This is a genomic window from Mycoplasma sp. 6934 (assembly GCF_055523595.1).
This window is the reverse complement of sequence record NZ_JBVFVE010000001.1, coordinates 789,690-806,137: the sequence shown is the minus strand read 5'-3', so window position 1 is coordinate 806,137 and position 16,448 is coordinate 789,690. Positions and strand designations below refer to the sequence as shown.

Below are 16,448 nucleotides of genomic sequence, written 5' to 3'. Positions count from 1 at the left end.
TTTTAGATTTTTATTTTACTGTCCAATGACAACTATTTAGGTCCATATATAAATCCCACCGAAAGTGAACTAATTTAATTAAAATATGGTATAAATTATTTATGATATTTAAACATAACATAGATAAGTACAAAAACTTAACAAACTACGAACTAAAAAAGCAGCAATCTCTCATATTAATTGCTGCTAATATTGAAAAATCTTTATCTCAACTTAGTTTAATTACAAACCTTAGTGTATCAACTGTAAAAAGATATAAAAAAATAATAAAAAGTAATCAAGAAATTGACATCAGCCATAAAAATAAAAATCAACAAAGAAGTTGCAAAGTTACAGATTCAGAAATTGAATTAGTGTTTAAAGATTATTTAAAAATATGTGAAGTCATTTTAAATAGCGTTCTAACAAATAACCAACTTTCGTTTAAAAGTTATTATTATTCAGAATATGGTTCTTTTATAAGGCAAAAAATTTCTTACAAAACTCTGGTAAGAAGATTCAACCAATTAGGATTATTTAATATACATACAACCAAAAGAGGAAGAAAAATAGCAAAATTATCAAAGAAGAAAACTTCACAAGAGACAACATTGCTATTAAAAAAATATTATAAACAAATTAAACAAAATGAAAAACAAAGACAAGTTTTGGGTCTAAAGAAAAATTTAGAATTTGGTGAAATTGTTGAAATCGATGCTCAGCTTGAACCATATTTAAAAAATAATAAACCATTCTATCTTTATCATGCAATTGATGTTGCCACTGGAACATTATTAGCAGCATGATTTGAAGAACAAGAAACAACATTAGGATATCAAAGACTGTTAGAAATAGTATTTAAGAAATATGGATTTCCAAAGAAAATTTATACTGATAAAAGAAGAACTTTTTGGGGAAATGAAAACACACAAACAATTTTTGAAAAAGATTTAAATAAAAAAGGAATAGAAGTACTCAGTTCTTCTAATCCTAAACATAAACCACACGTTGAGAGATCTTTTAGAACATCATTAGACCAATACCCATTATTAATTCATGAAAACGGATATAAAGATATTAATGATTTAAAGCAAAATAACGAAGTATTTCAAAATTATTACAACACGAGGAATAAAAAAATAATTTCTAAACATAATGTTTTTCAAAAAGAAGGAAAGAAAAACGGCAATTGAGCCGTTGATTTAGAGATTAATAGAAAAGTTTTAAATGGTGTTGTTAGATACCAAGGTAAGAACCTTGCAGCTTTCGATATGCATGACAAAAGGATTATATTTCCTTATAATTCTGATGTTGTGTTAGTACATTCTTCTGATGATAATTTGTATTTTAAATATAATGGAAAAAAATACTTTGCCAAAGAACCTACTGGAAAATATCTAAGCTTTACAGAAATGTGAGCTCTTGAGAAAGGTTTAGATTATTCTATCCCTGCCGTTGGAAAACTAGCATTTATCCACAAGAAAACAAACTCATTTTTTAAAACTCTTGAATTATATATCTCAAAGTTTAATAGTGTCTCTGTGAATGCACAAGGAAATAACCTTGAAGCCAATAAGATTATGGCTGAGTATTTAGAGATACTTAGAGCATTACACAGAAGCATCAATGATGAAATAAAAATTGATGCATATTAATTTTAATATTTTTTAATAAAAAAGAAAATAATAAAATAGAAAAACATAGACAGGGAAGAAATATTCGGACAAAATCCGAATATTTTTAATATAAAGAAAAAGAGGTAGTTATGAGACATTTAAAGACTAAAGAATGAGTTAAAATTTTTGACTTATACGATAAATACTTGAACCTGGTAATAACCAAAGCAGAATTTGAAAATTTCTGTTTTGACATCAGAAAAGCATACTGAAATAAAGAATCAATGAAAAATATGTTAAAGAAAAGAAAACTGTATAATTTAAATATGAACATAGAATCACAAAGCGGTAAATCACCCAAGAAAGATAAAGGTGTTGGGAGAAAGAAAAAGAAAGTTCTCGATTATACATGAATTAATACTCTTAAAGATGATGAAAAAGATGCAGTTATAAAATACTACTATCGAATTTTTAATGAAAATAATATTGATGCAGATATTAAAAATATTAAAGAAATTGAAAATCTTTCATCAAAATACAAGGCAAAAATTTTTTTAATAGCAAGATCCACATATTATGAGAAATTGAAAGATAACAACAAAGCTAAAGAGATAAATGTCAAACACAAAGAAATAATTTTTAAAAGTTTTGTCGAAAATAAAGAAAGGTATGGACGAAGGAGGCTTGCTAAATATATTTTCCAAGAATATAATATTCAAATAAATCCTAGAACCCTTGGGAATTATATGAAAAAACTTAATTTAAAAACATTTGTTAGACAAAAACGTAAAAACAAAGAATCTAAAAATACTTGTGTTAAAGTGCCTGATTTAGTAAAACGAGATTATAATTCAATCAACAATAATATATATGCAACAGACGTGACCTACATACCAGCACCAAAAGACATTGAGCAAAATCATATTTATTTATCCGCAATTATCGACCATAAAACTAAGTTTGTGACCTATGAATTATCACTTAGAAATGATACCGAACTAATTTTGAATAATATCAGTAATACAAAATTCAAAAAAAATTTTATTTTACATTCTGACCATGGATCTGCTTATTCGTCGGTTGAATATACTAAAAAAATAGAATTGCTAAAAGGTAAAATATCAATGTCAAGAATTGGCAATAGTCTAGACAACCGTGAAATTGAATATTTCTTTTCAATTCTTAAAAGCGAGATTTTTCCAAATTTTGATCAAACCTGTAAAAGGCTTACTTTTATTGAATTATCACAAAAAATCAAAGAATTTATAAACTGATATAATTATAAAAGAATAAGATAAAAAAAACCTTCCCAAAGCATTCCGTTTGGCTTAGCCAAATGGTATGGTTGGGGAAGGTAAAACCGTCCGAAAAAAATTTCCCAGTTTAACACGGCCACGTGTTTTCTGGAAGTTTTGCTTACTTTTTCAAAAGTAAGGCTCCCTTGATTGCAATCAAGGGCGGGGGGTTTAAAAATCTTTTTGCTGCATTTTGAAATTTTGTAGTTAATGTAATGATATAAATAATTATGTTCTGGTTTTTTAAACAGTAAAAACATCAAAAAATATATAAATTTTCCAATTTAATTGCCAAAGAAGAAAAAATTTTTTTGGTTTGTTTTTTCATTATCTTTTTTTTGTAACAAAAACATCATAATATAAATTAAAAAATAAAAAAAGATTAACCCCCAACAGCCTGGGCAAAAAATTAAAAAAGTAGTGCAAAAAGGTAGTTATTCTACAAGAATGTGCATCAATCATTTGAATACAAAAAAAACACAAGTATGCCTACTTGTGTTTTAGAATTTAAATTATAGAAGATATCACAAAAAATATAATAAAAAGTATGAAAAACAACAAAATATTAAGATAATATGCAAGATTATTAATAGGCGGCTTAGAAGCTTTACCTTGATTTCGTGCAATTATTATTTGACGATATTTATTAGCTTCATTTGCATTCATATAACGCATTTTTCTTTCTTCTTTGTATGTTCCTACATTGGTTTTTGCTTGCTTAAATGGCCTGCTCATTGATTTTCAAAAATTCTTAGTAATAATTAAGATAACAAGTAATAAAGAACTAGATACAATTGCAGATACTGAAAGCAAGTTCAAGAAGGATTTAGCATCATAAGTTTTTTTGATGCTAAAATCAATTAAAAGTATTATTAAAAAAATTAAGAATGATAAACCAAATAAGATGTATAAATGTTTTTTGTGTAATTCTTCTTTAATTGAGTTTCAAAGGTTTTTAATCATTATTTGTTTCTTGATTAGTTCATTTTATAAATTGCTCTTTAGTAGCGTAAACAAAATGGTTTTGATCAGTAGTTAGAGCATAATTTATTGGAACATTTGGATATCTTTGAGCTTTTAGATATTCTAATTCAAATTTAACATCAGTAAATTTTTCATTAGCATTAGAAACCTTTGGAATAGCTTTAAATAAGTTAATTGTGTAAGGGTGTAGCGGGTTTTGATAAATTTCTTTTGTATCACCTGATTCAACAATTTTACCAAAGTGCATAATTTGAACACGATCGGCAATATATTCAATCATTGATAAATCGTGAGCTATAAAAACCATTCCAATATTTTTTTCTAAACATAAATCTTTAAGTAAATTAACAATTTGAGCTTGGATTGAGATATCTAATGAAGCAATTGGTTCATCAGCAACAATAACTTTTGGTTCAGAAATTAAGGCTCTTGCAATAACAATTCTTTGGCGCTGTCCTCCTGAAAATTCATGTGGGTAACGATATGCAAATTGCTTTAATAACCCAACATCTTCTAAACTTTTATAAATCGTTATCTTAGTAAATAAAGATTTTAGCTTTCATAAATTAAATGGTTTCAGTATATAAGCCAAGAATTTTTGTAACTTTTTATTTTGAGTTAAAAGTCATAAATCAAATTTAGAAACTCCCAGCAATACATAAGTATTATTTAAATCTTTTGTAAGGTATTTAAGTTCGATATCAAATGATTCAACACCTAATAATTTATCTCGCACATTTGTATCATAAACTTGTAAATCAATTTTAGCTTGTTTTAATTTACGTGTTAATTTTATGATGCTTTCTTGTTTGCTATTTTTTGCTTCTTTAAGTCTTTCTTGGAGTCTTAAAATACGATTAGTTTTATAAAACTCTTTAAATTTCTTATGAACTAACTTAAATAATTCATTATTTTTCTTAGAAACAACATTGAGCTCTTTCCAAGTATTTTCTTCACTGTTAATTTGATCTTTAAGTAAATTAATTCTAGTTTCAAAATCTAAAACATATTTTCTAACTTCTTCATTATGAATTTCTTTAGCTTCTTGATATTCTGTTTTAGCTTTGTCTAATTCTTTTGAATTATCAAGAGGTTTTTTGAAAAATTCTTTAAATTCTAACTTAATAGAATTTAAATATTTATTTAGCTCATTTTTAAAAGAAATTCTGTGTGCATTTTTCCGTTCAGTTGAAAGATTAGTATATTTTGTAAAATCAAATTTATATTCTTGATCAATTATTTTCACTAATTCTTGTTTATATGCTTTTAAAGAACTAAACGAATAAACATCTAAATTTAGTTTTTGTTCAAAGATTGGCAGCGAAATTCGATTAAAAGAACTAATTAACTCTTGGAGCTCATTAAAAGTTAAATATGTTAAAGATGTTTTATTTTTCTTAAATAAACTTTCGGCTTTTTTATTTAATAAATGTAGTTTTAATTTATAAGCGTGAAATTCAATATCATAAGCATTATATGATTCATTTCAATTAAGCCTTGATTCATTTTTTAATTCCGCGATAATATTCTTAACTGAATTACGTGAACTAGAATATTCTTCCCATCAATTTAGTGAATTAGCCTTAATGTTTTGGTATGCTTCTTTACGGCTTAATTTATATTGATAATATTTTTTGGTTTTTTTGCTTAATTTAAGTTGTTCATTATACTTTGCTAAAGCCTCCCAATAAGCAACTTCATCAATATCTATTTGATTTAAAGCAAGCTTGGTTTTTGATTCATTATATAATGAAATTAATGAATCGGTATTTGAATATAAATTATTAATAATTGTGGAATTGTTCTTATTTTTCTCTTCTAAAAATGAAAAATAAGAATTAAATTTATCATCGTATGAACCTTCATCATTTTCAAAATAATTTATATTACTCAAAATATCACTTCATTTATCATTGAAGGGCTTAGTTAATGAATTAGTAATTTTCAAATTTTCTAATCTTAATTTTAGAACAGCTTCTAAAAATGAATAATGGAAGTTTTCTTTAACCTTGCTTCAAGTTTTATCTAAATCTTTAATTTTATTTTTAATGATTTTATTAACCACCAATGGTTCTTTTAAAATTGTAAAAATTGTATGTTGACCATTAAGAGCAGCCATTGGATCTTGAAAGATCATTTGGATGTTTTTGCGCATGAATTTACGTGTTTGAGATGAGATTTTTTTACCTGAAATTAATTTTCCATCTAAACGCACAAACCCATTAAAATCATCATAAAGCCTTAAAAGTGAACGACCAATTGTTGTTTTCCCAGAACCTGATTCACCAATTAAACCAACTATTTCACCCTCTTTAACATCAAAAGAAACATCATCAACAGCTTTGTTAACATGTCCTTTATTAACAAAGAATTTTTTTAAATTAAAAATTTCTAAAATAGGTTTTTTATTATTCATGATCGTTAAATACCCTTCTAAAATTCTTAAGTCTGTTTTCTAATTCTGGAGATAATGTAACTTGTGGAGCTTCTGGATGTAATAACCATGTAGCTGCTGCATGAGTTGGTGATACTTCAAAAAGCGGAGGCTCTTTAACAAAATCAATTTCAAGGGCATAATCATTTCTTGGCGCAAAGGCATCGCCCAAGGGTAAATTATTCATATCCGGAGGGGTTCCTTTGATCGAATATAACCGATCTTCTTTGTTTTCTGGAATTGCAGAAATTAAAGCTCAAGTATAAGGGTGTCTTGGGTCAGTAAAAATATCTTTTTTTGTCCCACGTTCAACAATTTTGCCAGCATACATAACATAAATATAATCACAAAACTTAGCAACTACAGAAATATTATGACTAATTAGAATAATTGAAATATTCATTGTTTCACGAATTTGATCAAATAAAGCTAAAATTGAAGCTTGAACCGTTGGATCTAAAGCTGTTGTTGGTTCATCAGCAATTATTAAAGTAGGTTTCAAAGCAACAACCATAGTAATTACGATTCTTTGCTTCATACCCCCACTAAGGGTATGTGGATACATATCAAAAACTTGCTCTGGTCCTCTGATACCAAATTTATCTAATAAGTCTACTAGGTATTGGCGCTTTTCTTGGTAAGTTTTATTTTTTCAATCATCATTTTTATTTAAAGCATCTAAGAGTTGCTTGCCAACTTTACGAGTTGGATTTAAGGAAGTTAAAGGATCTTGAGGGATATATCCAATTTTATGTCCCCTAATTTTTTGCCAAAAACTATCTCGTTTTGATTTTAACAAATCAATGCCATCAATATTCATTAAATCAGCAGTAATTAATGAATTTTCATTAATATTTAAAAATGATTTTGAAGTAACTGATTTTCCTGACCCTGACTCACCAACAATTCCTACAATTTGACCTTTAGTAATTTCTAGATCAACACCACGGACAATATTTATATATTTATTACGTTTAACCTTAAAACTAACTTTAAGGTTCTTTACAGATAACAAAACATTTTGTGATTCTTGCATATAAATATCCTCCTATTTTGATTTAATAACTTTAGGGTCTAATGCATCATGGACACCTAAAGCAATGAAGTGTAGCGAAACTGAAATTGAAAGTAAGATTAATGATGGAAGTAATAAGGTCCAAATATTTGCGGCAGCTTCAGCAGGGGCTGAAGAAATAATTTTTCCTAAGTTTGCATTATCAGATTTAAAGAAACCTAAGAAGGCAAGTGATGAAATTGAAAGAATAATTGACGGAATTGATGCAACGTAGCTAGTTGCAACTTTACCAACAATTGAAGGTAATGCATGTTTATAAATTAAACGAACTTTTGAAGCACCAACTGATTGAGAGGCAGTAATAAATTCTGAATCCTTAACAGTAATAATAAATAATCTTGTTCTACCAACTGAACCAACTCAACCAACAAAGATTAAAGCAAAACCTAAAGTTAAGTCAGTTGTTCCAAATAAAGTAGCAAATAATAATAACCAAATTAAAGTTGGTGGAGCTGAAAAAATATCAATTAAACGCATGATAATTGTATCAGCGGGCTTTCCAACATGAAACCCTAAGTAGGATCCAATAGCAACTCCAATTAAGGTTTGTAAGGTAGCAACAACTAAAGCAAGTCTAATTGCTCTTCAAGTTCCAATTCAACTTTGAGTTCATATATCAATACCGGTACTTGTAGTTCCTAAATAAGTTCCTAATTTAATGTGTGGATTAGCGGCTAAAATTTCTTGGTAATATTTAGCAGTCTCTTGTGCAGAAATTGTTGGGCTAATGCCAGAATTAATTAAAACAATATGCACCGAGTCAATTTCATACCATTTGTAAAAATCAATATATCTAACTAAATTTCCACTTGCCAGATCTTGAGTAAAGTATTCTGGTTTGTTAAACTGATTTCATAAATACCCGCCATAATAGTCCGCTTTTTGTCAAGCTAAGGCATTTTCAGTAAAGTAATTATCACTAAAAACTAACTTAGAATTTATTTTACCAGCTCAAATTGCAGGTAAAGATTTTACAAATGATGAACCTGTATTAGTGGTTTGACCAGCTTTCTCACCAATTAAATTAAGTCTGGTAGTTTGATCTACCGAAATATCTGCACTATAGTTTGAATAAGTTGTTACGACTATCGAGGTTATAAAGACCACTAAAAAAACAATTAAGAATAAAACTGAAGGCCAACTTTTGAAGAATCTTTTGAAGATTTCCACCATTAATTTTTTTGGCTTACCGGCAACGTTACTAAAGTTATTAGTTTGAGGAGCAAAAGCAAATGGATTAGTAATATTATCCAATTTTAGTTTATATTTTTGGTTAAATTCTTTACTAGTCATTTATTCCTCCATGTAATTGCTTGTGTTTTACAAAATCTTTATTACGTTGCAAAGTGCGCATAAATATTTGCCAATAGCTAAACCCTGATTGAGATGAATATTTAATTCTGGGATCTAAAATAGTATATGAGATGTCAACAACAATCGTAGTCATAACACCTAAAAATGTGAAGAAGACCGTGTTGAACATAATAATGTTAATTTCCCCTTGTGGGAAAGATTGGGCAATAATTTCTGAAGTACCAGGTATATTCCAGTATCTTTCAATAACAATTCCTCCAGTTAATAAACCAATATATGAAGGAATTAAAATTGCTGCTAAAGGAATTGAAATATTTCTTAAGACATATTTGAAGAAAATTTCAGATTGTTTTAATCCTTTTGAACGTGCGATTAATACATAATTTGATGTTAAAACTGTAATGACTTGGTTTCGTGTATAAGTAATATACCCAGATAAAGAACCAAGCACTACAATTAAAATAGGTGGGATTCAAGACACAAAAATTTGGCCATTAGTATAAACTTGCGAGCTTTGTGCTGAATATGGGTTAATAAAGTTAGGCGTAATATTAGCCCTTAATAAAATTGAAATTAAAATTGGGGCAATAATAAATGATGGTAATGCAATAAAAACAAGTGAGAAAACATTAATTCCTGCATCAAATAATGTCCCACGTTTATATCCTGCTATTGTTCCAAGCACAATACCGGTAATTGCACTAATAAAGAAAGCCGGTACTGTAATAATTATTGATAATTTCAAATATTTAAAGAATAATTCTGAAATTGATGAAGTTTGGGTTTGTGGGAAAATATTTTCATTAAATGGCTCACCAAATGGGTTTTGTTTATTTGTGAAAATATCGCTAAGCCAGTATCCAAACCGAGTTAAAGGACTTAAGCGATAGCTCAGTCAAACTTTTTCAAATTCATCAAAACGGTTAGCTCAAGATGCTGGTAAAAAATGGTAGCGAACTGAATCATTAAAAAGTTTTTTTAATAATTCTTTGTTTGAATCACCAGTGGAACTAGATTGTGAAGTTGCTAATGCTTTTTCGACAAATGGGTTAACAGAAAACTGGGCTGTTAACACATAAACGACAAACACAATAATTAGCAAAGTCAAGATCGCAAAGCCAATCCGTTGTAAAATGTATTTTAACATTGATTTTCCTTTCTATCATAAAACACAAAGCAATAAACAAAATTGTTTATTGCTAATTATGTTAGTTATCTTGCGATGCTTGTTTTGGTTCTTCTTGTCTTACTAAATAAGTTGAGAAGTCAGTTTTATTAGGAGTATTTGGATAAATATAGTTAGGGTTAACTAAGACATCACTAACACCATCTGTTGTTGAGTTATAGAATGGGTTAGGTAATAAACCTGCAATATTTGTAAATTCACTAGTAAATTTAATAAGTTCGTCTTTTGAAAATGCGTGATTTAGATCAGTATTTAACCATAATAAGAAGTATGCTGAAAGTTCATGAGCACTAATATATTTGGTTGTATCGTCTTTAGCAATATCTTTTAAGACAACATTAGTCTCAGTTGTTTTTTCTTCGTCAACAAGCTTATGACCTAAAAAGTCACTTAAGAAGTATAAATCTTTGTTATTAAGTTTTGACCATTTTTCAACTGGAATTGAGATATTTAAGGTTTCTTTATTTAAATCTAGATAAGTTTTAAATTTATCAGCAGCTTTAACTAAAGTTGGGTATGCTTGAGCAACTTTTGCACGATATTCTTGATCATAAGCAATTGCAGCAAGAATTGGCATTCCATAAATTCATGATCTAAAGTCATTTGACCCATTAATTAATTCATAATCAGCAGTTCATAAAGCCGGACAGAAAAGTTAACATGTAAATGTTAGCTTTTCTGTTACCATTCGTTGGTACCAACGAAGAATTTTTTTGAAAGGATAAATTATGTCAAGACATTTAAAGAAAGAAGAATTTGCAAAAATATATGAAGAATATCAAAAATCAGGTTTCCCAGGTGCTTTCCAAGCTATTTACCAAATATCACCAGAAACAAAAAACTTACAAAGAAATAGTGTAAAAGTTAGAATTAATAAAATAATTAAGTATTATAATTTAGGTATGGAAGACTTATTACAGACAAAGAAAGGGGAAAGCCGCAAAAAAGGAAGCGGCAAACCTAAGACGAAAAGAGAACCAAATTGAGATATTTTTGATCGTGATGATTTGTTACAAATAGCTAAAAGATATTATGAAATTACCAACGAATTACCTAAAAGTAAGAAAGTTATTGAATCTAAAAGTTTTAGTATAAGTTATGTTAAGCTTGCAGAAGTTTTTGGCATTTCTAGACAAACAATTTCTAAAACTCAAAATATTAAAATTGCACAAAAACTCCCTAAATATAGTGATGTAATCGAAAAATCGTTCGCAGAAACAAAGTCAAGATATGGAAGGTTAAAACTAAGTGTTTACATATCTAAAAAATACAAAATAGATATAAACGAACGTTCATTAGGGAGATATATGAACCTTTTAGGCCTAAAATGTAAGCTTAGACAAAAATCAAAACGAAAAGAAATTAAAAATCTATCTACTCAGATTGATAACTTCGTAAATCGTGATTATAATGATCAAAACAATCGAAATATTTATGCAACTGATGTTTCATATATAAAAGCGCCAAAAGATGTGTTAGAATCACACGTTTATTTGTCTGCAATTTTGTCTCATAAAACTAAACAAATTGTTGGTTTTAAATTATCAAAAAGTAATAATCTAGAACTAGTTTTAGACAATTTAAATTCATTAAAGCAATACAAATACAAAAATTTTATCATTCACTCAGATCATGGCTTTCAATATACACATCATCAATATATTAAAGAAGTTAAAAATCTTGGTGGGATTATTTCGTTATCAAGAGTGGGAAATTCTCTTGATAATCGAGAAATTGAATATTGGTTTGGAATCATTAAAACTGAATTATTAAATGATTTAGATTATTCAAAAATAACATTTAATGAACTTAATGATATGATACAAGAATATGTAATTTGGTACAACAATGACCGAATTCAATCAAACTTAAACTGAAAAACTCCACAGCAATTTGCTATGGAATTATAAATAACTAAAATGTTAAATTTTGCTGTCCATGTTTATCATCCGATATTTTTAAGTGGAGAAGGGGTGTATAAAAAGTAACTATACAATGATTTTTCTATATTTTTGGGATCTAATTTTATAACTGAAACTTCCATTCTTTCAGGGTATAGTGAGTTAAGAACTTTTACTTGGTTAACAAGTGATTGTTCCGCTTTTGCATCATAGTTAGTATATCTATATGAGATAATAAATCTAATTTTGTTATTTCCGCTACCAGTATCACTATCATTTTTGTAGGTTGGATTTTCATTATAGAATTCATCAACTAAGGTTTTGAAACGATCTTTTAGTGTTTGATAAGCAGAAGATTGGTATTTTTGATCAGCTGCTTGACCAACTACATTGTTTTCACTAGGTCTTAATTCAGTTCCTAAGTTGCCTCCTAGATCAATTCTTTGGTTAGTGGTGCGATCAACAACAAAAAGTTCATTCATTTGATCAGCTAGTTTTCTAGGTGTATCTGAATCGTTATTTACAAATGGAGTATCTTGAGCAACACCAGTAAGTCATGCCATACCATCAAGAGGTTGAAGGGCTTCTTTACCAGCATGGTCTCAGTTAATTACAGTTGTAAGAATGTTTCTAAATTCTGCAGCACGTCCTGATGTGGTGTATGTTAAAGTATTTTTTGCTTCACCTCTGTTAATTTCTGCATATGTTGCACCTCAAAGTAATTTAGCAAATGCATCATTAAAGTATTTTTCATTATATTCTTTGAGGTTTTGCCCATAATTAGGAATTACTGCTCAGTAGTAGCTTCCTTTAGTTGATTTTGTGTTTGAACCTTGTGATTTGCTTAGTCCAAAGATTTCTTTATTTTTCTTAATTTTTTGTTGAGTGTTTGCGTCTAAATCAAGAAATGACATTTGTGATGTATTTCCTGAAATAAAAGCGTTATAGTTTTGTGTTTTAAATAAACTTGCATCTACAGGTGTATTTAGATATACATACTGTATTTTTCTCAATCTACCAGGTGTATTTAGATATGCTTGATCTTTATAATGAGTGTTTAATTCTCAGGTTTTAGTTAAGTCAGTAGCATCATATCCTTTGTAGAAGTATCTTCCTGCATATAATGTTACATCATTAGTAAGTCCATATCAATAGATTCCTGAATCTTTTGTTTTACCAGTAGCTTTTGCTAAGTCACTAGCAATTACAGCTTCTCTAGCTTTTTCTTTTTGAATTGGAACAAACTTTCTAAGCGCACCTAAATTTTGGTTCATTTCTTCAATGTATTGACTTGGTGCTGGTGCATAATCATAATTTCCAAATAAAATAGATTTGTAGAATTCCACAAATTGTGCTGTAGCATTTTGATCAGCTTTTTGGAATACTAAGTAATTTTTGTCGCCTTCATTTTTAATAAATGAAGTTTCATCAATAATTTTGTCAAAATCTATGTTATATAATCCATATAAATATTTATTAGTAAAAGTATATTTCTCATCAAATAAACCAGATCCATCTGGCATAATTCCTTTAGCTGTTTCATCTAATGCTTTTGTACCACCATTTGCAAGACGGTATTTAGTATCTGAATGTAAATAAGTTCTTAAAATTCCGTAATAGAAATCTTTGGCAACAATTTTGTATTTTGTTTTGTTACCGCTTGAATCAACTCAGTGTGAACTTTCATCAACCTCAATTTCAAATTTAGATGCTTTTGCTAAATCTTGGAAAAATTTAGGGTTGTTGATTGATTTAGGATCTTTGCTGGTTAATTCGATAAATGATGATGCATAATATTTTCCATCAATTGTTGGAGCTCCTAAAGGATCTGCTTTATCATTGTCATAAACAACTTCTTGACCATCAACATATAGTTTAATTGATTTTGCATATTCTAAGGTTCATTTTAAAGTTGAAGGCTTAGTTACATTAGTTTTTGTTACAGTTGAAAGACCATCAGCACTAAGTTTTTGTTCTTCAACAAATTCAGCTTTTCCTGATCCTTCATGTCTAAATAAAAACCCAGTTGAAGCCATATGAACACCATCACTTATTGAACCTGAATACATAGATTGATCAAACTCACCACGATTTTGCCCATATTTTGAGTTATATTGATTACGATAAATATTTTGTTTTGCGTAATTTCCAAATGTTGAGGTGACTAATACTTCTTCACCACAAGCTACGGTAGCTATTGGTAAGGCAAGTGCACTTACAGTACTTGCGAATAAAAATAATTTTCTTTTTTTCATAATAATTCCTTTTCTTTATTTAATAGTAATGTTTAAAATAATTTTTTACCAATTTTGATTCATTGGTTTACGAGGTCTTCTAAATAATCATATCCCTCGTCATAAAATTGGCTGTTTGTAAGGTCTACACCAACTTTTTTTAATATCTCTAACGGATAATCGTTACCACCAGCACTTAAAAAGTTTTGAATGTAATTTTCAAGAGCCTGAGTGCCATATTTTTTATATTGTTTAAAGAAATAAACTGCAACTAATTGTCCAATTGCATATTTATAGACATAGAAACCATAATAATAATGGGGTACATAAATCGATTGAATGGTTCCTTTAGGTGTATACTTTAAAGAATCATTTAAAGTATATTTTTTAGCATTTTCAAAGTATATTTTACTAATTGAATCATAACTTGAACTACCCCTTCCTTGCTCAATTGCTTTGTATAAATCATATTCGTAGTTAGCTCATAAAACTTGCTTATGCACAGTGCCGCTAAAACCACTAATAAGATTATTTAATAAATAGAAAGTTAATTTATCATTATTTGAGTTTGTAATTAAATAATCAAATAACATTAATTCATTAAAAATAGAAGCAATCTCAGCCAAGAAAATTGGATAACTTGCATTATTAATATCATTATGTTTATCAGAATAATACGAATGCATTGAGTGGCCTAATTCGTGGGCCAAGGTTTCAACACTACGCAACATCCCATCAAAATTCATTAAAATATATTTTTTATCTATACCATATGTAGCACCAATACTATAAGCACCAGAACGCTTAGTAGTTGTGCTCATATAGTCAACTCAATTTTCATTTAGGGCTTTCCATACTTGGTTGTAATATTCAGAGCCAAAAGGTTCAAGAGCTTTTAAAACTAAGTCATTAGCTTCTTTGACTGAATATGACGTTTTAACTTTAACTAGTTCACGGGATCAATCATAATCCTGAAATTCTTCACCAAAACGTTTTTTATAAAACATTTTTAAATTACGAACATACTTTTTCAAAATCTGTTTTTTCTGCGCAACTTTTTGAAATAGAGTTTGCAAAATTTCGTCACTTATTTTGTCTTCATAAGTCAACATATGGACTGTTGAATCATACTTACGTACTTTTGCTTCTGAAACTAGCATATTAAAATGTTGGTACAATATTTCTGAAAAAGAATCCTTATGCTTATAATAAGCATCTCAATATTTTTGATAAGCTTGCTTGCGAACTTCTTTATCGCTTGATTTCAATAATTTATTACGTTTAATTGGGTCAAGTTTAGTTTTTTGACCATTTGGCATCTTTACATAACCATAATCAAGCTCGCTATCACTTAAAATACTAAATATAGAATGTGGGTTAGGTGCACCTAGCGAACTTTGCACTAAGTATTCTTCTACTTTATCATCTAATTTATATTTTTGTGATGCTATTAAATCTTCAATAGCTCGTTTATAACTTTTTAACCTTGGATCATCTTTCCATACTTTCATTTTGTCAATATTTTTAAAGAAACGTGGTAACTCAGATCCAAATTCTTGATTTAGTAAATAAGCTTGATATTCAAAATCTTTTTCTCACTTAATATACTGAGCATTATTTAAATCAGTACTCAAATTATTAGAAATATAGTTATAAATCTTATTAGAAATAATAGTTTGCTCTTGTTCTAATTTAATATCATCTAAATAAGCATCAATTGAATCATATTTTGAATCTTTTATTGCGATCCGTTTTTTTGTTATATTTTGATATTGATTAATTCAATATTCTAAACTTTTACCCTGTAATAAATCTTCTAAATCTCAGCGATATTTTGCTTCAACATCCTTATGATTTTTATATTGTTTAATTTCCACAAAACCTCCATTTAAATCAAAAAATCTTGTAGAGTATAAATCTACAAGACTAATTTAATAATATAAATTAAATAAGGTTTTAAAAACCTAAATTATTATTAATAGAAATGTAAATCTATAGCTCCAAGAGTGATAAACACCCAAGAGTAGAAATCTTTTATGACTTTCTACCAGCATTTAAAATTGCCACCTTAAACGCTTCGGCTTTTATGTCCTTTCAATATTCTATGTATGCCTACTGAAATATTTACTAATCCTAAAAGCTCCTCTATAGTAATCTTCATAACAGATTTCTAAACTTATTAACCTGTTATGAATAACAACTCAACAGATTAATATTAAAACATACAAATGTTATGGAATAACATAGTATAAATAGAGTTAATATTAATCAGTGTAATGAGTCTTTCGTTTTTCATGAGCAAATTATATCATATAAATTTTAAAAACAAGAAAAATATTTTTTGTTTTTTAGAAAAAAAGTCACTTGCGAGATATTAACAAAATAATTGTCTAACAATATATTTTTCTAAATTTTTCATATAATTTTAAA

Annotated in this window: 11 protein-coding genes and 1 riboswitch; of the genes, 3 read left to right on the top strand and 8 right to left on the bottom strand. The window is 28.1% G+C overall.

Annotated elements, in window-relative coordinates:
• The first annotated feature begins 101 nt into the window (after positions 1 to 101).
• Together AC0B4S_RS03445 and AC0B4S_RS03440 are read left to right on the top strand one after the other, a co-directional pair.
• On the top strand, positions 102 to 1,634 hold the full coding sequence (locus AC0B4S_RS03445) for a transposase family protein (RefSeq protein ID WP_465101705.1): 1,533 nt from the start codon (positions 102 to 104) through the stop codon (positions 1,632 to 1,634).
• A gap of 110 nt (positions 1,635 to 1,744) precedes the next feature.
• Complete coding sequence (locus AC0B4S_RS03440) at positions 1,745 to 2,893, top strand: IS3 family transposase (protein WP_465101219.1); 1,149 nt, start codon at positions 1,745 to 1,747, stop codon at positions 2,891 to 2,893.
• Positions 2,894 to 3,397: 504 nt separating this feature from the next.
• On the opposite strand, the gene AC0B4S_RS03435 is transcribed toward AC0B4S_RS03440, so the two are convergent.
• The 6 genes from AC0B4S_RS03435 to AC0B4S_RS03410 all read right to left on the bottom strand — a co-directional run bounded on the left by AC0B4S_RS03435 (position 3,398) and on the right by AC0B4S_RS03410 (position 10,460).
• Positions 3,398 to 3,853: a hypothetical protein gene (locus AC0B4S_RS03435; RefSeq protein ID WP_465101704.1), complete on the bottom strand. Its 456-nt coding sequence runs from the start codon at positions 3,851 to 3,853 to the stop codon at positions 3,398 to 3,400.
• Positions 3,846 to 6,290 (bottom strand): ATP-binding cassette domain-containing protein, encoded by a 2,445-nt coding sequence (locus tag AC0B4S_RS03430; RefSeq protein ID WP_465101703.1) that lies wholly within the window; start codon positions 6,288 to 6,290, stop codon positions 3,846 to 3,848. Before AC0B4S_RS03430 ends, AC0B4S_RS03435 begins: the two co-directional genes overlap by 8 nt.
• On the bottom strand, positions 6,283 to 7,344 hold the full coding sequence (locus tag AC0B4S_RS03425) for an ABC transporter ATP-binding protein (protein ID WP_465101702.1): 1,062 nt from the start codon (positions 7,342 to 7,344) through the stop codon (positions 6,283 to 6,285). The genes AC0B4S_RS03430 and AC0B4S_RS03425 overlap by 8 nt, the downstream gene beginning before the upstream one ends.
• A 12-nt stretch (positions 7,345 to 7,356) precedes the next feature.
• Positions 7,357 to 8,676 carry an ABC transporter permease subunit gene (locus AC0B4S_RS03420; protein ID WP_465101701.1) on the bottom strand — a complete coding sequence of 440 codons (1,320 nt, stop codon included), beginning with the start codon at positions 8,674 to 8,676 and terminating at the stop codon, positions 7,357 to 7,359.
• Complete coding sequence (locus tag AC0B4S_RS03415; RefSeq protein ID WP_465101700.1) at positions 8,669 to 9,844, bottom strand: ABC transporter permease; 1,176 nt, start codon at positions 9,842 to 9,844, stop codon at positions 8,669 to 8,671. Before AC0B4S_RS03415 ends, AC0B4S_RS03420 begins: the two co-directional genes overlap by 8 nt.
• A gap of 61 nt (positions 9,845 to 9,905) precedes the next feature.
• The gene (locus AC0B4S_RS03410) at positions 9,906 to 10,460 is read right to left on the bottom strand and encodes a hypothetical protein (RefSeq protein WP_465101699.1); all 555 of its coding nucleotides are present in this window, start codon (positions 10,458 to 10,460) and stop codon (positions 9,906 to 9,908) included.
• A 151-nt stretch (positions 10,461 to 10,611) separates the two neighbouring features.
• Between AC0B4S_RS03410 and AC0B4S_RS03405 the strand changes: the two genes are divergently transcribed.
• On the top strand, positions 10,612 to 11,793 hold the full coding sequence (locus AC0B4S_RS03405; RefSeq protein WP_465101581.1) for an IS3 family transposase: 1,182 nt from the start codon (positions 10,612 to 10,614) through the stop codon (positions 11,791 to 11,793).
• 32 nt (positions 11,794 to 11,825) lie between these two features.
• Here the strand turns inward: AC0B4S_RS03405 and AC0B4S_RS03400 are convergent, their stop codons facing one another.
• Positions 11,826 to 14,039: an OppA family ABC transporter substrate-binding lipoprotein gene (locus AC0B4S_RS03400; protein WP_465101698.1), complete on the bottom strand. Its 2,214-nt coding sequence runs from the start codon at positions 14,037 to 14,039 to the stop codon at positions 11,826 to 11,828.
• Positions 14,040 to 14,071: 32 nt separating this feature from the next.
• On the bottom strand, positions 14,072 to 15,895 hold the full coding sequence (gene pepF / locus AC0B4S_RS03395; RefSeq protein ID WP_465101697.1) for an oligoendopeptidase F: 1,824 nt from the start codon (positions 15,893 to 15,895) through the stop codon (positions 14,072 to 14,074).
• A 110-nt stretch (positions 15,896 to 16,005) separates the two neighbouring features.
• A riboswitch (Lysine riboswitch) is annotated at positions 16,006 to 16,174 on the bottom strand.
• Positions 16,175 to 16,448 lie beyond the last annotated feature (274 nt).